This window comes from Vreelandella aquamarina, from assembly GCF_044805175.1.
GTDB classification, from domain to species: domain Bacteria; phylum Pseudomonadota; class Gammaproteobacteria; order Pseudomonadales; family Halomonadaceae; genus Vreelandella; species Vreelandella aquamarina_B.
The window spans coordinates 3,239,421-3,259,020 of sequence record NZ_CP085232.1; the positions used below are offsets into that span (position 1 = coordinate 3,239,421).

A 19,600-nucleotide genomic window follows, 5' to 3' on the forward strand; every position below is an offset into this window, starting at 1 on the left:
CCAACTATCATTAAGTCGATTAACACCATGCTGTGCCTATTGATGGCGCAATACTGTCACACGCCGTGACTTTTCTGTGTCCTGTTTTTGACCAGATTTGACCTTTGGTCAACGCACAAAGTGTACTTATTTAGGTACCCTGGTTGTGGATCAAACGCAATTTGCTACCTCCCAACTACCAAAGACTTGACTCTAACCTTGCACCACGGAAACCGGCCTGCCCGGATCCTACGCCAGACTTTGCCGGTCACTGCACTGGCTCACTGTTAACGACGCTACCCTCAAGATTAATATCGGACGCAGTGCTATTTTGCACGCTAACCCACCTGTACTGCCTAAGCAGATTCACTTTCGTTATGTACCGTTAAACTCCTATTGGCATTTTTCAGTCCCTACCGTCCCCCAGTGTCAGGATGAGTGTCGTGTCCTCTGATACCCTGTTCTTATAAACCGATCAGGGGGCGAAAGGAGACGCTCATGCCTCGCTACTCCGAGGAACGCCGACAAGCCGTGGTGGCCAAGCTGCTGCCACCCCACCTCCTGACCGCCCAGGAGGTGGCGGATCAGGAAAGTATCTCCGTCGCCATCATTTACAAGTGGCGCAAGGAGGCCCGTGCCGAAGGGCGTTGCCTGCCCGATGCCTCTGACCAAGGGACCGAAGGTTGGTCCTCTCGGGACAAGTTCGGTGCCGTGGTCGAGACCGCGGCCATGAATGCCGAGGAAGTCGCCGAGTATTGCCGACGCCGTGGCCTGTATCCCGAACAGCTCCAGCGGTGGCGCCATGATTGCGAGCAGGCCGCCAGCCTCTCGCACGACGAGCGCCGGCGGGAGGCTGACGCGCTCAAGGAGCAGCGCAAACGCAACCGTGAGCTGGAACGGGAACTCAAGCGCAAGAACGAGGCATTGGCTGAAACCGCAGCGCTGCTGACCCTTTCAAAAAAGGCGAAGGCGATCTGGGGGGACGAGGACGAATGATCAGCACCCCGGATCGCCGTCATGCTGTCGAGCTGATCAATGAGGCGCGCAACGCTGGTGCCCGTCTCGAGCACGCCTGCGAGGTCCTGGGCATCACGCCCCGGCCCCATCAGCGCTGGACCCGTGATGGCGAACTCCGGGAGGATCAGCGCCCTTTTGCCGAGCGGCCGGTGCCCACCAATGCCCTGACAGCGGCTGAGGAGCAGGAGATCCTTGATGCGTGCCACCGGCCGGAATTCGCCAACCTGCCACCCGACCAGATCGTCGTGCGGCTGCTGGACGAGGAAAGCCGCTATATCGCCTCGGTATCGACGTTCTACCGGGTATTGCGACGGCATCACGAGGTCGTCCATCGCGGTCGTGCCAGAGCGCCGAGGCACCACGCCAGGCCCACGACCTACCACGCGATCGCCCCCCAATCAGACCTGATGCTGGGATTGCACCTGGCTCGGTGGACCGATCAAGGGTGAGCATTACTACCTGGTGATGATCCTCGATATCTTCAGCCGCAAGATCGTTGGCTGGGAGGTCTTCCTGGCCGAGTCAGCGCTCAACTCGCGCACCGTCATCGAGCGGGCCGTGCTGGCTGAGAAGGTGGTCAACCAGCCGCTGGTGCTGCATGCCGACAACGGCAGCCCGTTCAAGGGCGCCACGCTGCTGGAGAAGCTGCACGACCTCAACATCACGCCGTCCTACAGCCGGCCATGGGTCAGTAACGACAACCCCTACTCCGAGGCGGCGTTCCGTACCTGCAAGTATCGGCCGGATTACCCGGTGGACGGCTTTGCCAGCGTCGGTGAAGCACGGCAATGGGTGCATGGCTTCGTCCACTGGTACAACCATGAGCACCGCCACAGCGGCATCCGTTTCGTGACACCGGGCGAGCGCCATACGAGCAAGGACAAGGCCATCCTGACGCGGCGTCACGCACTGAACCTGGCGGCCCGCAAGGCCAACCCAGCGCGCTGGAGCGGCAAGACCCGCAACTGGGCGCCTATCGAAACCGTTTCGCTCAATCCGGAGCGGGAACCCGAAGTCACGCTGGTTGAACCAGAAAAACAGGCGGCGTGACAATGATCAGACACGACAACTTGCTTGACATCTACCGGGCCTGAAGGTATACGTCTGTCGAGAATCTGTAGTTATGTGCAAGAAAATTAATGACTTGGCGTTGCTTGAGAGGTAACTCCAGTCGACCAGAGCAGGATTATTAAAAGAGCCTCTATATTTCAAGTTTACTTTTAATGCAAAACAAAACCTCCTTCAAGCCTACATTATAATGCATGCCACCCTGAAGGAGGTATATTAACATTCCAATTCGTTACCCTATCAGCACATGATTCAAATCGATAAGGCAACACTAATACCTAAAATTCAACCAATTCAATTTTGGCCTATTTTAACAAGCTAGTCGGCTCAACACATTCAAGGTTAAAAGCATTAGCTACGGCTTGATAAGTAATATGTCCTTCATGGACGTTGAGCCCGGAAAGGAAGTGAGGATCATCGGAAAGCGCCTGCTTCCACCCTTTATCAGCTAGCGCAAGAATAAAGGGCAATGTAGCATTGGTTAGTGCTTGCGTTGAGGTACGAGCCAAAGCTCCTGGCATATTGGCGACGCAGTAATGGACAATACCATCGATAATATAAGTTGGCTCAGCATGAGTAGTTGCCTTGCTGGTTTCAAAGCAGCCACCTTGGTCGATGGCAACGTCTACCAAGACGCTGCCTGGCTTCATATCAGCAAGCATCGCGCGAGTGATAAGCTTAGGTGCGGCGGCACCTGGAATCAGTACTGCCCCCACTATTAGGTCAGATTCACGCACTACCTCATCAATAGCGTCTGCCGTAGAAAATACCGTCTTAATACGCCCCTTGTAGCGATCATCAAGCACTTCTAAACGAGGAATCGATTTATCTAGAACCTTTACATCAGCACCTAACCCAAGCGCCATCCGTGCAGCGTTTTCACCCACCACACCACCGCCTATTACAGCCACCTTCGCCGGAGCCACGCCTGGCACGCCAGGTAAAAGAACGCCAGAGCCACCCTGGGCTTTTTCCAAGCTGTGTGCACCTGCTTGAATAGCCATTCGTCCAGCAACTGTGCTCATTGGAGCGAGAAGCGGCAAACCTCCCTGGCGATCGGTGATGGTCTCATACGCAATACAAGTGGCACCACTTTCGATAAGACCACGAGTCAAAGACTCCTCGGCGGCCAGATGCAAATAGGTGAACAAAGTTTGACCTGTACTGAGGCGTTTGACTTCTTCAGCCTGAGGCTCTTTGACCTTAAGAATTAGCTCAGCATTACTCCACAACTTGGCTACATCGTTCTCAATCTGAGCGCCAGCAGCTGTATAAGTAGCGTCTGCAAAACCAGCGCCCTCCCCTGCACCAGTCTGTATAGTGACGGTATGACCACGGCCAATTAATTCACGTGCGCCGCTAGGAGTCAACGCAACGCGGTATTCATGATTTTTGATTTCCTTTGGAATAGCAATATGCATGATCATGATCTCTTATTGTTAGAAACAAAGTGCATGAAGCCTTTGCTCATGCACTTATGGTGAGCGTTGCTCAATCACGAAGGGAACGAAAACTGTGCATTTTCACGCACTCCAGCGGAGGGCCACCGTTGCGTTATTGTTTTACGTCGAGTGTAGAAACGAACTGAATCTGGACCATAAGCAGAAAGGTCACCAAATAGTGAACGTTTCCAACCACCAAAGCTGTGATAGGACACCGGCACCGGAAGCGGCACGTTAATCCCTACCATACCCACTTGAATACGGTCACTAAAGTAACGTGCCGCTTCCCCATCACGGGTATAGATACAAGTGCCATTACCATATTCATGGTCATCAATTAACTTCATGGCCTCATCCATAGAACCTACCCGCACAACTAGCAGGACCGGACCAAAAATCTCCTCTTTATAACACTTCATCTCAGGAGTAACTTGGTCGATCAGGGTTCCGCCAACATAGAAGCCATTTTCATGTCCGGACACCTTTACGTCTCGCCCGTCAACTACGATCTTGGCACCCTGCTGTTCAGCACTGTCAATATAGCCACAAACCTTTTCTTGGTGTGCTTTAGTGATCACGGGGCCAAAGTCGTTGCTCTTATCAGAAAAAGGGCCAACCTTAAGCGAGGCCATCTGTTCTTGCATCTTGGCTATCAGCATATCGGCAGCTTCATCTCCCACTGCCACTGCAACAGAAAGTGCCATGCAACGCTCACCGGAAGAGCCAAAAGCTGCCCCGTTAAGGGAGTTTACTACGTTGTCCATATCAGCATCGGGCATGACGATAGCATGGTTTTTGGCACCGCCTAGAGCTTGGCATCGCTTGCCGTTGGCGTTAGCCCGTGCATAAATGTATTCAGCGATAGGAGTAGAGCCAACAAAGCTGACGGCTTGCACACGCTGGTCATCGAGAAGAGTGTCAACAGCTTCTTTATCACCATTGACTACATTAAGAACTCCTGCGGGCAATCCAGCTTCTTGGGCCAGATTAGCAATATATAGCGCAGAAGTGGGGTCACGCTCAGACGGCTTCAGAACGAAGGTGTTGCCGCAAGCGATAGCCATAGGATACATCCATAGTGGTACCATGGCAGGGAAGTTAAACGGTGTAATGCCAGCAACTACACCTAGAGGTTGAAATTCACTCCAAGAATCAATACTTGGGCCTGTATTCTTGCTGTGTTCGCCTTTGAGAAGTTCGGGGGCATAGCAAGCATACTCTACATTTTCGATGCCACGGGCAAGTTCACCTCGCGCATCATGCACGATCTTACCATGCTCCTGACCAACTAGCCGGACAATCTCATCTGCATGCTCTTCCAGCAGTTGCTTGAAGCGGAACATGACTCTTGCACGTTTTGCTACCGGAGTGTCACGCCAAGCCGGGTATGCGGACTGAGCAGCTGCAATGGCTTCCTCAACAGTAGCCTTACTAGCAAGGCTTACCTGTCCGATAACCTCACCAACAGATGGATTGAAAATATCTTGAGTACGCTCTTCGCGATCAACATTTACACCGTTGATTAAATGGCCGATTTTTGTCATTGGTTGCCTCTTATTGCGTCTATTAAAGTTGAAATTTCAGTTCAATTGGCCAATGGCCTCACCAATAGCATTGACCACCCGGTCAATCTCATCACGCTCTACGATAAATGGCAGTCCGAGCTGGATGGTGTCACCGCCGTAGCGCACATAGAAACCCTTCTCCCAACATTTCATGGCAATTTCGTAGGGACGGCGTGCAGGTTCACCTGGATACGACTCAATCTGAAGAGCTCCGGCAAGGCCATAGTTTCGTATATCACTGATATAACGAGTTCCTTTAAGGCTGTGCAGCGCCTCTTCAAAGACCGGGCTCATTTCACGCACTCGGTCGATCAAGCATTCTTTCTCCAACACATCCAAGGACGCCAGAGCTGCTGCACAACCCACAGGGTGGCCCGAATATGTATAACCATGGGGCAGTTCAAGCATATAATCAGGGCCACCCTGCTCCATAAAGGTGTGGTAAATCTCGCTCTGCACAATCACCCCCCCCATAGGAACCGCGCCATTAGTCAGCTGCTTGGCAAAGTTCATAATGTCTGGGGTGATGCCAAACTCCTCAGCACCCGTCATAGACCCCATCCGGCCAAAGGCCGTGATTACCTCATCAAAGATCAGCAATATGTCATGCTGATCGCAGATCTCGCGTAATCTCTTCAAGTACCCTTTGGGGGGAGGAATTACTCCTGCGGAGCCAGCAAGAGGCTCAACAATCACTGCAGCGATATTAGAAGCGTCGTGCAGTGCAATCAGCTCCAATAATTCGTTAGCCTTTTCGGCACCGTTTTCAGGCATGCCGCGAGTAAAAGCATTCTCTGGAATCAAGGTATGGGGGAGGTGATCAGCATCGACACCCTGTCCATAAAGAGCACGGTTAGCGCCAATACCGCCCAGACTGAAGCCACCGAAATTCACCCCATGATATCCTTTAGCGCGCCCAATCAATTTAGTCTTGGTGGGTTTGCCTTTCTTTCGCCAATAGGCCCTAGCAATTTTTAAAGAAGTATCAGCGCTTTCAGATCCTGAACCAGTGAAAAATGTGTAATCCAAACCTTTCGGGGTTAGCTCACGCAGCCTGTGTGCCAGCTCAAATGCTTTAGGGTGGCCAAACTGGAAAGCGGGAGAATAATCTAATTCGCGCAGTTGCTTGCTGACTGCATTGGCTATTTCTGGCCGTGAGTGACCAGCGCCGCAGGTCCACAGACCCGATAGACCATCAAATATTTGTCGCCCGTGGGCATCGGTTAGATAGCTGCCTTTAGCACTAACAATTATGCGTGGATCACGCTTGAATTGTCTGTTACCGGTGTAAGGCATCCAGTAGGAATCAATCTGCTCAGCACTGAGACCGGCGGTAGGAGAGAGTTCTTGAGCTGACATGGCCACTGACCTCTATTTTCTATTGCCATTATTGTAGGTTTCATGTGTCAGGCTAGGCATCTCATTGAATCAGTTAAATAGAAAGTTGTTTAATTTCACGCAACCATTTAGTTAACTTTACACCTCATCCTCGTTGCTACCTTAAGCGATGAGGATGAACGGCTTGAATAGGCTCACAATCAAAAGGAAGAAAAATGGGACAACACAAAAAAATTGCCCCTATGGGGCAGCCCGGCGACTCAGACCTTCGTCTATTAAGAATTTACCGTAAAGTCGTTGAATGCGGGGGCTTCTCTGCTGCCGAAATTGAACTGGGTATCAGTCGAGCTGCTATAAGTATGGCGATGAGCGACTTGGAGACTAGGCTCGGACTGCGCCTCTGCCAGCGCGGGCGCAGCGGCTTTGCACTAACTAGTGAAGGTACCGAGGTCTACCAATCAGCCTTACAGCTACTAGCTGCAGTCGAAGGTTTTCGAACACAGGTCAATGGGCTGCACGCCCAACTCAAGGGCGAGCTAAACATCGGCATCACTGACAACTTGGTCACCATGCCAGAGATGCACATTACCCATGCCCTTAGTGCACTCAAAGAACGCGGACCAGATGTCCGCATCAACATCCGAATGATTCCACCAAGCGATATTGAGCTGGCAGTACTTGATGGACGACTGCACACCGGAGTAATACCCAACCTCAAAACTCTACCGGGGCTCAATTACCTGGCGCTGTATGAAGAGAAATCAAGACTTTATTGCGCTGTTGGTCATCCGCTATTTAACACCGTAGACATAACCAAAGAGACTTTGAGCGACTATGATGCAGTCGTTCCAGCTTACGCTCAGACACCGGAGATCAAATCAGTCCACGACTCACTGAAAGCCTCTGCCTCAGCCACTGACCGAGAAGGCGTGGCCTTTTTAATTCTTTCAGGCCGCTATATTGGCTACCTACCCACTCATTACGCTGAGCGGTGGGTACATGATGGCCAAATGAGACCTCTCCTTTCTAATCAATGGCACTATTTGACAAGGTACAGCGCTATTACACGCAAAGGTGGAATGTCTAACCTTGTATTAGAAAGCTATCTAGAGGAGCTGAATAAGCTAATCAATAAGCCTGATATATAAGCACAACACTCCTGGTGACACGCCCATAATTAATCATGCTCCTCGCTACTAACCCTTGATTAGCTGCTTGAATTTCAAGCACTTCCTCTCTTTTAAAAACGCGAGGATGTACTTTTCAACCTGCTCATCAATACAGCCTTTGGGAATCCTAGTGTCAAAATACGGCGTTACATGAGGGAAAAACTCTTGACCCTCAGTTGCAAAAACCCCTTGACCACTAGAAAAATGGCTTTTATCTTTACCAAAAGGTAAAAAATACAATCACAATTTGAGCATACCGCCAATGAAAAAAAATACTTACTATTCATCAGCTTACTGAATAATCGCGATGTGCCATCTGACTTCTCACCTGCCCACAGCTTCTTAGGGTGAGCTTGGTACAGCTGGAGTTTGTATCGCGCATCAATACATAGTGTTCAGCTCAAGGATTGCTGAGCAAATGGGCCTTTATGTGCCCGAAAAAAGCGGCTAAGCCCGCTAAATCTAAAGGAAGTGCAACGACACAACCTCCATAGCAACACTTCAACAATAAAATAATGAGGTTTCAAAATGGTGAAAAAAGTAAAATGCGGTTTGATCCAAATGTCTCTGAAGGGTGATACCTCAATGAGTCCTGAGGAGATCCGTAATATGATGATTGACGCCCATATTCCCTTCATCGAAAAAGCGGCAGAACAGGGTGTGCAAGTGCTCTGCTTCCAGGAGGTATTTACTCAGCCATATTTCTGCCCGAGCCAAGATAGTAAATGGTATGACTCAGCAGAAAAAATTCCTGACGGACCAACGACCAAGCTAATGCAAGAATATGCAAAAAAGCACAATATGGTCATTGTAGTGCCAATCTATGAAGAAGATATGCCCGGTGTTTTCTATAATACTGCTGCTGTCATAGATGCAGATGGGAGTTATCTCGGAAAATATCGTAAGAACCATATTCCTGATACAGCACCTGGTTTCTGGGAAAAACTTTACTTCAAACCCGGAGATATGGGCTACCCCGTTTTTGACACAGCCTACTGCAAGTTAGGTGTCTATATCTGCTACGACCGACACTTTCCGGAAGGATGGCGGGCCCTTTCGCTTAACGGTGCAGAATATATTGTCAATCCATCAGCAACAGTAAAAGGTAAGAGTCAATACCTTTGGGAGCTGGAACAGCCTGCTTCTGCCGCTGCTAATGGCGTCTTTATCGGTGCCATCAACCGTGTAGGTAAAGAAGCTCCTTGGGATGAGCAGATGGGTGAGTTTTACGGTTCTAGCTATATCGTCAACCCCAAGGGACAGATCGAGGCACAGGCCAGCGAAGACAAGGATGAATTGCTTATTCACGAGATTGATCTAGATATGATCCGAGAAGTTCGCAAGGGGTGGCAGTTCTTCAGAGATCGTCGTCCCGAATCCTATGATGAGCTAGTCCATTATTAAATGGCTTTTATTCATTAAACTCGGGAAAACAGCTTATCCCATCACTATAACAACTAAATAGCGAGCTGATTCATGAGCGAAATAAAACACAAAAATATTAAGGCAGGTTACAGCCATGAGCTGTGGAATGCCGATTTAGCACCAGTAGAGCAAGAAGAACGTACTTGGTCTTGGCTAAATATTGCCAGCTTGTGGGTATCAATGGTGGTGTGTGTTCCGGCTTACATGCTGGCAGCAAGCCTGATACCAGAAGGAATGTCATGGTGGCAAGCAGTCCTGACTGTATTCTTGGCTAATACTATTATTCTTATTCCCATGCTTTTGCTGGGGCATGCAGGAACCAAGCATGGCATTCCATTTCCTGTTCTGCTTCGGGCTTCATTTGGCACATCCGGTGCCAAACTTGCAGCCATGATGCGAGGTATTGTGGGTTGTGGCTGGTTTGGCATCCAAACATGGATAGGCGGCTCAGCCATATACGCAATTCTCAATATCCTTACTGAACGTGCTCTGGTCGGCGAGCCGATACCGGGCTTAGGTATAGACTTAGCGCAATTCCTTTGCTTTATGGCCTCCTGGGGCATGCATGTCTACTTTATTGCACGCGGTACTGAGTCCATTCGCTTCCTTGAGACTTATGCGGCTCCTTTTCTGATTGCCATGTGCTTCGGGCTATTGATTTGGGCGGTCACAAGAGCAGGGGGATTTGGCCCCATGCTTTCTACTCCATCAGAGTTTGTGGCAGGGGGATCTCGAGAGGGTGAATTTTGGCTAGCTTTTTGGCCGGGCCTAACTGCCATGGTTGGTTTTTGGGCAACCCTGGCTTTGAATATTCCTGACTTTACCCGGTTCGCTAAAAGTCAAAAACATCAACTTGTCGGCCAAGCTCTAGGTTTACCTATTCCCATGGCAATTTTGGCGTTCATCGCGGTCGCCGTTGCCTCTGCAACTGTTGTGATCTATGGAGAAGCACTTTGGGATCCTGTAGCTATCACTGAGCGTATGGGTGGAACTGCTGTTGTTATTGCTCTATTGGCATTAATAATTGCTACGGTAACCACTAACCTAGCCGCTAACGTAGTAGCTCCAGCAAACGGCTTCGCCAACCTGATGCCAGGAAAAATCTCCTTCCGCATGGGGGGTTACATTACTGCAGGTCTGGGCATTGCCATCATGCCCTGGAAACTATTAGAAACTACAGGCGCTTACATTTTCACTTGGCTCATTGGATATTCTGCTCTACTCGGCCCACTAGCAGGCATCATGCTGGCTGACTATCTGCTGCTTAGGAAGACAGAGTTATCACATGATGACTTGTTCAAGACCAATGGTAGATACAGCTACAGCAATGGTTGGAATCCTGTGGCCTGGATTGCCTTTATTATTGCAGTTCTCCCCAACCTTCCTGGATTCCTATCAGCTGCAGGAATATTAGACAGTGTTCCCGGAATATTTTTGAACATTTATAACTACGCCTGGTTTGTCGGTGTCGTTCTTGGGGCCATTGTTTATCTAGGCCTTATGAAAATGTACCGCCCTGTAACGGTAGTTGTGCCTGAAGGACAACAATAACGCCGTAACCTTAACTATTAGCAATAACTTACAAGAGTAAAAGGAGATATCCATGTCCGTTTTGATCAAGAGTGGCACAATTGTCACTGCAGACCGTACCTTCAATGCCGATGTCTACTGTGAAGGTGGAAAAATTGTTGCCATTGGCGAGAATCTCGATGTCCCCACAACTGCAGAAGTAATAGATGCTAACGGCCAGTACGTTATGCCGGGAGGAATCGATCCCCACACGCATATGCAGTTTCCTTTTATGGGCACTGTAGCTAGCGATGATTTCTACACAGGCACAGCTGCAGCCCTGGCCGGTGGCACTACATGTATTATCGACTTCGTCATTCCACAACCGGGGCAGCGTCTCCTAGACGCTTACAACCAGTGGCAAGAATGGGCCGAAAAATCTGCAGCTGATTATACCTTTCATGTAGCGATCACCTGGTGGGACGATTCTGTACACGAAGATATGGAAACTCTGGTACGAGAACACGGGGTAAACAGCTTCAAACACTTTATGGCCTACAAAAATGCTATTATGGCCGATGATGAAACCTTAGTTAACAGCTTCCGCCGCTGTGTAGAGTTGGGAGCAATGCCTACTGTGCATGCGGAAAATGGTGAATTAGTTTATCAGCTTCAGCAAGAAATGCTGGCCAAAGGTATTACCGGCCCCGAGGCTCACCCTCTTTCGCGCCCACCTTTTGTTGAAGGAGAAGCGGCCAACCGAGCTATTCAGGTAGCTCATGCGATGCACACACCCATCTATATCGTACATGTTTCCTGCAAAGACTCTTTAGATGCTATTACCAGAGCAAGATCAGCGGGGCAGCGGGTTTATGGTGAAGTACTAGCTGGTCATCTAGCCATTGATGATAGTGTCTATCGCAATGAGGATTTCGACTTCGCGGCAGGCCACGTTATGAGCCCTCCCTTCCGTCCGAAGGAGCACCAGGACGCGCTTTGGAATGGTTTGCAAGGTGGCAACCTTCATACTACAGCAACGGACCATTGCTGTTTCTGCAAAGATCAAAAAGCAGCAGGTCGTGATGATTTCACCAAGATTCCCAATGGTACGGCAGGGGTGGAGGATCGCCTAGCAATTCTGTGGGACGAAGGGGTTAATAAGGGTAGGCTGACCCTAAATGAGTTTGTTGCGGTAACATCTACTAATACAGCAAAACTGTTCAATATGTATCCGCAGAAGGGCAGTATCACGGAAGGTGCGGATGCCGATATTGTTGTATGGGATCCCCAGGGCACACGTACCATTTCTGCCGATAGTCACCACATGAACGTAGACTTCAATATTTTTGAAGGCCGCACTGTCAAAGGCATTCCCTCCCATACATTGAGCCATGGGAAAATAGTTTGGCGTAATGGGGAGCTAAATGCGGAGCGTGGCGCCGGCCAGTACATCAAGCGGGCACCTTTTGCCCCGGTGCTGGAAGCCGTAGCTCGCCAAACTGAGCTAAATGAACCACAAGCTGTAAGACGTTAATTACTAACTTTTTGGTGGGAGTATCTTCACCAAAAATTGCATAAATGTCTTTCGATTAGGGCCCACTGTATTTATGAAGGTGGGCCCATTTTATATTTGATATTTAACTCATAAAGTTAGAACCGTAATCACTGCTTTAAAGGAGTGACTATTATGTGGTTCCATTTCATCACAGTATTGGTAGCAGGTGCTATGCTTCCGATGCAGGCTGGTATCAATGCTGGGTTGGCTCGTGGTTGGGGACATCCATTGTGGGCAGCAACCGTATCTTTTGGTATAGGAACTATAGTACTACTGGGCGCTTCTACAGCCTTACGCCTTACAGTACCCAGCTGGCAGCAGCTTTCTGATATTCCCCTTTGGAGCTGGTCAGGAGGAATATTAGGCGCTTTCTATGTGACCGTTATGGTTATTTTTGCACCCAAGCTGGGGGCTGCAACTCTATTAGCACTTGTTGTAGCAGGCCAGATGCTAGCATCCACCTTGCTCGACCACTTTGGAGTTTTGGGATTCCCACAGCAGGCAATTTCTCTACCAAGACTTCTGGGTGTTGTTCTTTTATTTTTAGGAGTGATCCTTATTCGCAGATTCTGAACGGCTAGACGTGGCTCAAGGCTATCGGTATTCTGTCACTCGTTTCACCACCTTGGTGCAACCAACCATCCGGTGCATTGGTACGCTGATCGCGATTAGTTATACTGATGATGACACCTTGAGTGGTGGGTACGGTGGCACATGAAAACCTGGTCGAGAGTCCCATGAATCAGCCAATCACCAAGCATAAACCACCTCGCCGTTCCGCCAGCCGTAAAGCTCTCGAGCAAAAAATTATCGCCGCTGCCGAAATTGTTTTTGCAGAACAGGGATTCAACGGCGCTTCCTTAGAGGCTATCGCTGAAAAGGCAAGCCTTTCTAAGCAAAACATGCTGTACTATTTTCCCTCGAAGGACAGCTTGTATCATCACGTCCTAAAAAATATTCTCGATCTTTGGATCGAAAAAATGGCGTTAATTGAGCAAGCTGGTGATACGCCTGCTAGCATGCTGGAGAATTACATTCGCGGCAAGCTTGAGATTTCAAGGGTACATCCTTACGGCTCTAAAGTATTCGCCAACGAAGTGATCAGCGGCGCTTCTCACCTGCAGGTTTATCTCGAGGAGAATCTACTACCCCAGTTTACTGCAGATATTGAGCTAGTACGCAGTTGGATCACACAAGGCATTATGGATCCGATTGACCCAGAACATCTTTTCTTTACCATATGGGCTTCCACTCAAACCTATGCTGATTTTTCCGCCCAGGTTAGTTTGGCACTAGGTAAGAGTGAACTGGAGGAAGAAGACTTTCGTCGCGCAGGTGACTTTCTTACCCATGTACTTCTCAAAGGGTTAGGGCTTAAAAACATATAAAATAAAAAGGGCGCAAAATGCGCCCCACGTCACTCTAAATATTCAAAAATGGAACTTTAATAGTGCACTCACCGAGCTTTCGGTTTCAATTAAGTTATCTGAAAGGCCATATTTATTTCTCCAATAAGAATATTCGACACCTGCGTAGAGCACACCAGGATTGCCTTGAAAATGCCCAATATCAAGCTTCAACTGTGGTGTAAAGTTTAACTCAGATTTATGATCAGACTCCGCAGTTGAATAGTCTAAGAACCCATCAAAGAGGAAGAGAGCAGGCCCTAGCTCAAAGGGAGCTCCCCAAGTCAGCGTCATCTGAAGATCGTTATCGATTTCGCTATTATTAGCATGGTAGAAAGCTGTATTGACATACGAAAAGCCTGGAACATCCCACGCGAAGCCGAAACCAGTTAAATAGTTATTCAGGTCGGTTTCACCACCAAATTCATAGGTTGCTGCCAGAAAAACATCCTTAATAGGTCCGGCTGACAGATCTCGATCAGACAGCCAACTCAGATTTATTGAAGGTGAAAACTCACCATAAACATCATCCTGCCCTTCCGCGCTACCATGTCCTTGATTGGCATCGATAAAAAAGAAGGTCCCTCCCCAATCATGGGCAGTCACATTCTCAAAGGTAAAAAAAGTATGTTCCTGCTGCTCTTTTCCAAAAGCCTCATACTGATCACTGTGTAGTAAAGTAATACTTGAGTCAGAAAAAAGCTTCTCAGCATGGGCGGCAGAAATACCAGTCATGGAAATACAAGTAACAGCGAGGTATTTTTTATAATGATTCATATTAATTCTCTTGTGGTTGTTGTCGTAAGATTATCTTAATAAATTCCCTTGAAATGAAAGGGTGCCATTTTACGGGCACCCTGCTTATAGTCAGAAAACTATGGCATTATGCCGCTTCGTTTAGAGCTCCTGTAAGATCAAGAATTGCTTGCTTTCCATCGCCAAACAGCATCAAAGTGTTGTCTTTGGCGAACAAAGGGTTAGGGAGACCGGCAAAGCCAGGGCTCAGACTACGTTTTACTACTACGACAGTCCGCGCCTGGTCGACATCTAGAATCGGCATTCCATAGATTGGGCTTCCTTTATCTTCTCGAGCCATTGGATTAGTAACGTCGTTAGCTCCGATAACAATGACGACATCTGTCTGCGCAAAACTTGGATTCACCTGCTCCATGGGCTGCATCTTGTCATAGTCCACCTCAGCTTCGGCGAGTAGTACGTTCATATGGCCTGGCATACGACCAGCGACCGGATGCAAACCATAGATCACTTCCACACCGCGCCTTTCCAATGTATCTGCCAAATCTCTAACTGCGTGCTGGGCCTGAGCCATTGCTAGACCGAAGCCCGGAACAATTACCACTCGCCGCGCAGTTTCTAGCAGCATACTGACTTCCTCTGCTGAAGAAGACTTAACTTTTCCAGCATATACTTCGTCAGCATCGAGAGTCTCACCACCTTCTTCGGATAATGAGCCAAACAAGACACCAGCCAAAGAGCGGTTCATGGCTACACACATGATACGAGTAAGTATCAATCCAGAAGCACCGACTAAAGCACCTGAAACTATCAGTACCGTGTTACCCATGATGAAACCCGCTGCAGCAGCAGCGATACCAGAATAAGAGTTAAGTAAGGCAATCACGACTGGCATATCAGCCCCCCCAATAGGGATGACTAACGTTACACCTAATACTAGGGCAACAACCGTCAACAATAGCAATAAGCCTATACCACCGTTACCATTTGATAGGACTGCAACAATCACAACAGCGACAGCTAGCAAAGCAGCATTAAAAAGTGTGATGCCTTTAAAACCAATCGGTTTTCCCGGCAACAGCTCTTGTAGCTTGCCGAAAGCTATGGCACTACCGGTCAAGGTTACTGCACCGATTAATACTGTCAGGCCTATTGCTATAAAGCTGATGGTGCCAGCAGCAGCGATTGGCCCACTCGTTGAAAGAAAGCTTGCCATAGCGACAGCTAAAGAGGCACCTCCACCGAAACCATTCAGCAAGGCAACCATTTGTGGCATCGCAGTCATTTGGATGCGAGTAGCTAGTAAGACACCTACCGCACCACCCAAGATAACCCCAGCAAGAATCCATCCGTAGGAAAGTATCGACTGATCTAAAAGAGTGACTACAACTGCAACCAGCATACCGACAGCAGCTAGCAAGTTACCGCGGACAGCGGTGCGTGGACGAGTCAGCCCCTTAATGCCGATAATAAACAGTACCGCAGATACAAGATAAAATAGGTTTACGAAAGATAGACTCATGTTTATCCCCTTTTGCGGAACATGCGCAGCATGCGGTTGGTGACTAGGAAACCTCCCACCACATTGATAGTAGCCAGGGTGACAGCAACCATGCCAAGTACTGAAGTCCAGATACCACCAACTTCCCCTGAGCCTGCTGCAAGTAAAGCCCCAACCAGAGTGATACCAGAGATAGCATTACTACCCGACATCAGAGGCGTATGGAGTGTTGCAGGAACTTTAGTGATTAACTCAACACCGAGGATGACAGCTAATACAAAGAGCGATATTTGCATTACAAGCATATCCATCAGGCTGTCTCCTCTTCATGGGAAGGAGCCACACATAGACGCTCACGAATACGCGAGGCACGTACTTCCCCTTCATAAGTAACTACGGTTTCATCAAGAATTTCGTCCTCGAAATCCATCTTCAGCGCCCCCTCATCATCCAATATATGAAGCAGTAAATTCTCTACATTGCGTCCATACATCTGGCTGGCATGGTGAGGTAACGTGGCGACGATATTGATTGGGCCGATAATAGTTACACCATAAGCTTTTACTGTCTCACCCGGCTGGCTCAGTTCGCAGTTACCTCCTCGTTCAGCTGCAAGATCAACGATGACGGCACCCGGCTTCATGCTTTTCACCATTTCCTCAGTAATTAAAACTGGCGCCTTGGCTCCCGGAATTGCTGCAGTCGTCACGACTACATCCTGTTTCGCAAGAATATTGGCCATCTGCTCTCGCTGCCGATTTAGGAAATCATCATCCTGTTCACTAGCGTAGCCACCCTGCCCTTCACTGGATGTAGTATCAAGATCCAGTTCAATAGGTTTAGCACCCACAGAGAGGATCTGATCCCTTGCTGCAGGACGCACATCATAAGCTTCTACGATTGCACCCAAGCGCTTAGCCGTAGCGGCTGCCTGTAAACCTGCAACACCAGCTCCCATAATAAAGACCCGAGAGGGATTCAACGTGCCGGCTGCAGTCATCATCATCGGAAAGATACGTGGGGCATGGAGTGCTGCTAGTAATACAGCTTTGTAACCAGCCAAAGTGGCAATAGAGGATAAGGCGTCCATGCTCTGGGCACGACTAATGCGAGGTACTAATTCAAGTGCTACGCTTGTAACTCCTCGTTCAGCTAATTTAACGAATTGTTCGGCTCGCCCAAGGGGATCCATCATGCCGATGCAAATATGCCCCTTTTGTAAGTCTGCCAGCGCTTCTTCGTGTGAGGCATCTACACAGAGTATGATTTCACCTTGGGCAAGCAACTGAGAGCGTGTTTCGAGTATTACTGCTCCCGCTTCACGATAGCTATCGTTGGAAAAACCAGCAGCATCGCCTGCGCCAGTTTCTACAAAAACCTCACAACCAAGATTCGTCAAAGTCGATATATTGGCAGGAGTCAACGCTACCCTGGTTTCACCAGGGTGACGCTCCCGCATCACCGATAATTTCATTGTTATTCTCCTGTGACACAATCGGATGCTTAATCAAGCGTTAGCACGCTCCAACACCGCTTTAAGCAGAACATTACAACCAGCCGCCAGATCGTCTGCATCAGCTCGCTCCAATTCGTTATGACTGATGCCTTTTTCACAAGGAACAAAAATCATGGAAGTAGGAGCTACACGAGCGATATAGCAAGCATCGTGCCCAGCACCGCTGACCATTTCTCGGTGGCTTAACGAAAGTTCTTCGGCGGCCTTGCGAACAGAGTTGACACAGGTCTGATCAAACGGCACAGGTGGCGAGTACCAAATTTGTTCAAAATCCATTTCCAGCTTGAGCTCTTCAACAATACGAAGTGCCCCTTCTCTTAGCTCCTGGTCCATCCTTTCTAGGACCTTCGCATCGGGATGACGGAAGTCCACAGTGAAAAACACTTGGCCAGGAATAACATTTCGTGAGTTAGGAAAAACCTGCATCAACCCAACCGTAGCGCAAGCATTGGGCTGGTTGATCATGCCTATACGATTGACCAGTTCAACAATACGCGAGGCACCAACTAATGCATCGCGGCGGCTTAGCATAGGTGTTGGGCCAGCATGCGACTCTTGGCCTGTAAGAGTAATTTCGTACCAACGTTGTCCCTGTGCGTCGGTAACTACTCCAATCTGTTTTTGCTCATCTTCTAAGATCGGACCCTGTTCGATATGTGCTTCAAAAAATGCCTTAAAGGGTCGACCACCTACTTCAGCATCTCCTGCATAACCGATGCGCTTCAGCTCTTCACCCATTGTTTTGCCATCAAGATCAGCACGGCTTAGGCCGTATTCAAGGTCAAAAGCACCTGCAAAAACCCCCGAAGAAACCATAGCTGGTGGGAAGCGTGAGCCTTCTTCGTTAGTCCAAACTATCGTTTCCAAAGGAGTAAGAGTTTGAATGCCATGCTCATTCAATGTTCGAAAAATCTCCAGGCCAGCCAGCACGCCATACACACCATCAAACTTGCCACCAGTAGGCTGAGTATCCAAGTGACTACCCATAGCAACTGGAGGCAGTGAGTTATCCTGGCCAGGACGACGGGCAAAGATATTTCCCATTTTGTCCACGGTGATACTGCAACCAGATTCTTCACACCACTTCACAAATAAGTTTCGGCCCTGCTTATCTAAATCCGTCAAAGCCAGACGACAACAGCCACCTTTCTCAGTACCTCCGATTTCGCCCATTTCCATCAAACTATCCCATAGGCGCTGCTTGTTAATGCGAATGTCTTCCATAATTTACTCCTTAAGCGTCAAACTAAAGAGCTCCATAAACGGAGCACAAAGGGCTCTAGGGGGCCACTTTTAGTGGCCCTCATGTTGTATTGATATGGAAGCCGATTATTTATCGGCAGACGAAATCAGCTACGGAAGCGAGGGATCACATGTTCGCCGTACTGAGCGATAATGTTTTCCTCGTCACCGTTGTCTAGATAAATATTAAAATGGGTCATGCCAGCTTCTTGCAGTTTCTGAAGCTTGTTAACATGATCTTCTGGCTGGCCCAGAACGCAGAAACTTTCTACGATTTCTGGAGTAATAAAGTCGAGATAGGGGTTATCACTTTGCCCATGCTTCGAGTAATCATAACCCTTGCGTTTCTCGATATAGTCAGTAAGGCTTTTAGGAACTAAGCCGCTATCAGTACCATATTTTTCCACAATATCGGCCACGTGATTGCCGACCATGGCCGGAAACCATTTCGTAGCTTCGATGCAACTTTCTTTATCACCAAAGTAAGCAGGTGCTGCAACAATAACCTTATAGTCTGACATGTCACGACCGGCTTCTTCACCCGCTTTGATGGACTGTTTTCCTAGCCACTCAACCAGGTAAGTATCGCCGATCTGTAGAATGACACCGTCACCCACTTCGCCTGCAGTTTTAAGAGCCTTGGGGCCATAGGCACCGATATGAACTGGTAGCTCATAACCATCCGCCCAAGGGAATTTGACCGGCTCAGGACATTCTCCGTAGTGTACTTCTTCACCACGTACCATCGCCTTGACTTTATGAGTAAACTCAGCAACGCGAGCTAGCGTAGCAGGCTTTTTTCCCATAACCCGGACTGAACTATCGCCACGTCCTAAACCGATATCAAACCGCCCACCACTCTGTTTAGCGAGGCTACCAAACAAGCTGGCAGCCAATGACCAATCACGAGCATTAGGGTTGGTAACACAAGGAGCAAAGCGCATTTTAGTGGTGTGTTCCATACACATAGCAATAGCTGGATAACACTCACGCCACAAGATATGCGAATCATAAAACCAGCAGTAGTCGAAACCAGCTGCCTCAGCTTGCTGAACCAGCTTACGCGCACGATCTGGACTTACGAAGCCTTTAAAACAAATGCCGAATTCCAT

Annotated in this window: 15 protein-coding genes and 1 pseudogene; 7 read left to right on the forward strand and 9 right to left on the reverse strand. The window is 48.8% G+C overall.

Features of this window, described 5'->3' with window-relative positions; genetic code table 11:
- Window positions 1-477 precede the first annotated feature (477 nt).
- A pseudogene (locus LG300_RS14955) lies at window positions 478-2,046 on the forward strand (IS3 family transposase).
- A 323-nt stretch (window positions 2,047-2,369) separates the two neighbouring features.
- Here the strand turns inward: LG300_RS14955 and ald are convergent.
- The 3 genes from ald to LG300_RS14970 all read right to left on the reverse strand — a co-directional run bounded on the left by ald (window position 2,370) and on the right by LG300_RS14970 (window position 6,430).
- Window positions 2,370-3,485, reverse strand: a complete 1,116-nt coding sequence (ald, locus tag LG300_RS14960) for an alanine dehydrogenase (RefSeq protein ID WP_404376100.1) — start codon at window positions 3,483-3,485, stop codon at window positions 2,370-2,372.
- Window positions 3,486-3,559: 74 nt separating this feature from the next.
- Window positions 3,560-5,050, reverse strand: a complete 1,491-nt coding sequence (locus tag LG300_RS14965; protein ID WP_404376101.1) for a CoA-acylating methylmalonate-semialdehyde dehydrogenase — start codon at window positions 5,048-5,050, stop codon at window positions 3,560-3,562.
- A gap of 36 nt (window positions 5,051-5,086) precedes the next feature.
- The gene (locus LG300_RS14970; RefSeq protein WP_404376102.1) at window positions 5,087-6,430 is read right to left on the reverse strand and encodes an aspartate aminotransferase family protein; all 1,344 of its coding nucleotides are present in this window, start codon (window positions 6,428-6,430) and stop codon (window positions 5,087-5,089) included.
- Between the two features lie 194 nt (window positions 6,431-6,624).
- Here LG300_RS14970 and LG300_RS14975 point away from each other — a divergent pair, with 194 nt between their 5' ends.
- The 6 genes from LG300_RS14975 to LG300_RS15000 all read left to right on the forward strand — a co-directional run bounded on the left by LG300_RS14975 (window position 6,625) and on the right by LG300_RS15000 (window position 13,455).
- Window positions 6,625-7,557, forward strand: coding sequence for a LysR family transcriptional regulator (locus tag LG300_RS14975; RefSeq protein ID WP_404376103.1), 933 nt, complete (start codon window positions 6,625-6,627; stop codon window positions 7,555-7,557).
- Window positions 7,558-8,109: 552 nt separating this feature from the next.
- Window positions 8,110-8,982 carry a nitrilase-related carbon-nitrogen hydrolase gene (locus LG300_RS14980; RefSeq protein WP_404378049.1) on the forward strand — a complete coding sequence of 291 codons (873 nt, stop codon included), beginning with the start codon at window positions 8,110-8,112 and terminating at the stop codon, window positions 8,980-8,982.
- Between the two features lie 72 nt (window positions 8,983-9,054).
- Window positions 9,055-10,554, forward strand: coding sequence for an NCS1 family nucleobase:cation symporter-1 (locus LG300_RS14985; protein ID WP_404376104.1), 1,500 nt, complete (start codon window positions 9,055-9,057; stop codon window positions 10,552-10,554).
- A 52-nt stretch (window positions 10,555-10,606) separates the two neighbouring features.
- Window positions 10,607-12,046, forward strand: a complete 1,440-nt coding sequence (gene hydA / locus LG300_RS14990; RefSeq protein ID WP_404376105.1) for a dihydropyrimidinase — start codon at window positions 10,607-10,609, stop codon at window positions 12,044-12,046.
- Between the two features lie 153 nt (window positions 12,047-12,199).
- Window positions 12,200-12,640, forward strand: coding sequence for a DMT family transporter (locus LG300_RS14995; RefSeq protein ID WP_404376106.1), 441 nt, complete (start codon window positions 12,200-12,202; stop codon window positions 12,638-12,640).
- 164 nt (window positions 12,641-12,804) lie between these two features.
- The gene (locus tag LG300_RS15000) at window positions 12,805-13,455 is read left to right on the forward strand and encodes a TetR/AcrR family transcriptional regulator (RefSeq protein WP_404376107.1); all 651 of its coding nucleotides are present in this window, start codon (window positions 12,805-12,807) and stop codon (window positions 13,453-13,455) included.
- Window positions 13,456-13,497: 42 nt separating this feature from the next.
- On the opposite strand, the gene LG300_RS15005 is transcribed toward LG300_RS15000, so the two are convergent.
- From LG300_RS15005 to LG300_RS15030, 6 genes are all read right to left on the reverse strand, one after another.
- Complete coding sequence (locus LG300_RS15005; protein WP_404376108.1) at window positions 13,498-14,250, reverse strand: outer membrane protein OmpK; 753 nt, start codon at window positions 14,248-14,250, stop codon at window positions 13,498-13,500.
- A gap of 106 nt (window positions 14,251-14,356) precedes the next feature.
- Window positions 14,357-15,751, reverse strand: a complete 1,395-nt coding sequence (locus LG300_RS15010) for an NAD(P)(+) transhydrogenase (Re/Si-specific) subunit beta (RefSeq protein WP_404376109.1) — start codon at window positions 15,749-15,751, stop codon at window positions 14,357-14,359.
- A 2-nt stretch (window positions 15,752-15,753) separates the two neighbouring features.
- Window positions 15,754-16,041, reverse strand: a complete 288-nt coding sequence (locus tag LG300_RS15015) for an NAD(P) transhydrogenase subunit alpha (protein ID WP_404376110.1) — start codon at window positions 16,039-16,041, stop codon at window positions 15,754-15,756.
- Window positions 16,041-17,204 (reverse strand): Re/Si-specific NAD(P)(+) transhydrogenase subunit alpha, encoded by a 1,164-nt coding sequence (locus LG300_RS15020; RefSeq protein ID WP_404376111.1) that lies wholly within the window; start codon window positions 17,202-17,204, stop codon window positions 16,041-16,043. Before LG300_RS15020 ends, LG300_RS15015 begins: the two co-directional genes overlap by 1 nt.
- 33 nt (window positions 17,205-17,237) lie before the next feature.
- Window positions 17,238-18,470: a Zn-dependent hydrolase gene (locus LG300_RS15025; RefSeq protein ID WP_404376113.1), complete on the reverse strand. Its 1,233-nt coding sequence runs from the start codon at window positions 18,468-18,470 to the stop codon at window positions 17,238-17,240.
- 125 nt (window positions 18,471-18,595) lie between these two features.
- Window positions 18,596-19,600: a TIGR03842 family LLM class F420-dependent oxidoreductase gene (locus tag LG300_RS15030; RefSeq protein ID WP_404376114.1), complete on the reverse strand. Its 1,005-nt coding sequence runs from the start codon at window positions 19,598-19,600 to the stop codon at window positions 18,596-18,598.

What these genes read in the sequence shown, in the direction of transcription:
- LG300_RS14970 (WP_404376102.1), bottom strand. Translation starts at nt 6,430, where the DNA reads ATGTCAGCTCAAGAACTCTCTCCTACCGCCGGTCTCAGTGCTGAGCAG.
- LG300_RS15020 (WP_404376111.1), bottom strand. Translation starts at nt 17,204, where the DNA reads ATGAAATTATCGGTGATGCGGGAGCGTCACCCTGGTGAAACCAGGGTA.
- LG300_RS14995 (WP_404376106.1), top strand. Translation starts at nt 12,200, where the DNA reads ATGTGGTTCCATTTCATCACAGTATTGGTAGCAGGTGCTATGCTTCCG.
- LG300_RS15015 (WP_404376110.1), bottom strand. Translation starts at nt 16,041, where the DNA reads ATGGATATGCTTGTAATGCAAATATCGCTCTTTGTATTAGCTGTCATC.
- hydA (WP_404376105.1), top strand. Translation starts at nt 10,607, where the DNA reads ATGTCCGTTTTGATCAAGAGTGGCACAATTGTCACTGCAGACCGTACC.
- LG300_RS14965 (WP_404376101.1), bottom strand. Translation starts at nt 5,050, where the DNA reads ATGACAAAAATCGGCCATTTAATCAACGGTGTAAATGTTGATCGCGAA.
- LG300_RS15025 (WP_404376113.1), bottom strand. Translation starts at nt 18,470, where the DNA reads ATGGAAGACATTCGCATTAACAAGCAGCGCCTATGGGATAGTTTGATG.
- ald (WP_404376100.1), bottom strand. Translation starts at nt 3,485, where the DNA reads ATGCATATTGCTATTCCAAAGGAAATCAAAAATCATGAATACCGCGTT.
- LG300_RS15010 (WP_404376109.1), bottom strand. Translation starts at nt 15,751, where the DNA reads ATGAGTCTATCTTTCGTAAACCTATTTTATCTTGTATCTGCGGTACTG.
- LG300_RS14985 (WP_404376104.1), top strand. Translation starts at nt 9,055, where the DNA reads ATGAGCGAAATAAAACACAAAAATATTAAGGCAGGTTACAGCCATGAG.
- LG300_RS14975 (WP_404376103.1), top strand. Translation starts at nt 6,625, where the DNA reads ATGGGACAACACAAAAAAATTGCCCCTATGGGGCAGCCCGGCGACTCA.
- LG300_RS15030 (WP_404376114.1), bottom strand. Translation starts at nt 19,600, where the DNA reads ATGGAATTCGGCATTTGTTTTAAAGGCTTCGTAAGTCCAGATCGTGCG.
- LG300_RS15000 (WP_404376107.1), top strand. Translation starts at nt 12,805, where the DNA reads ATGAATCAGCCAATCACCAAGCATAAACCACCTCGCCGTTCCGCCAGC.
- LG300_RS15005 (WP_404376108.1), bottom strand. Translation starts at nt 14,250, where the DNA reads ATGAATCATTATAAAAAATACCTCGCTGTTACTTGTATTTCCATGACT.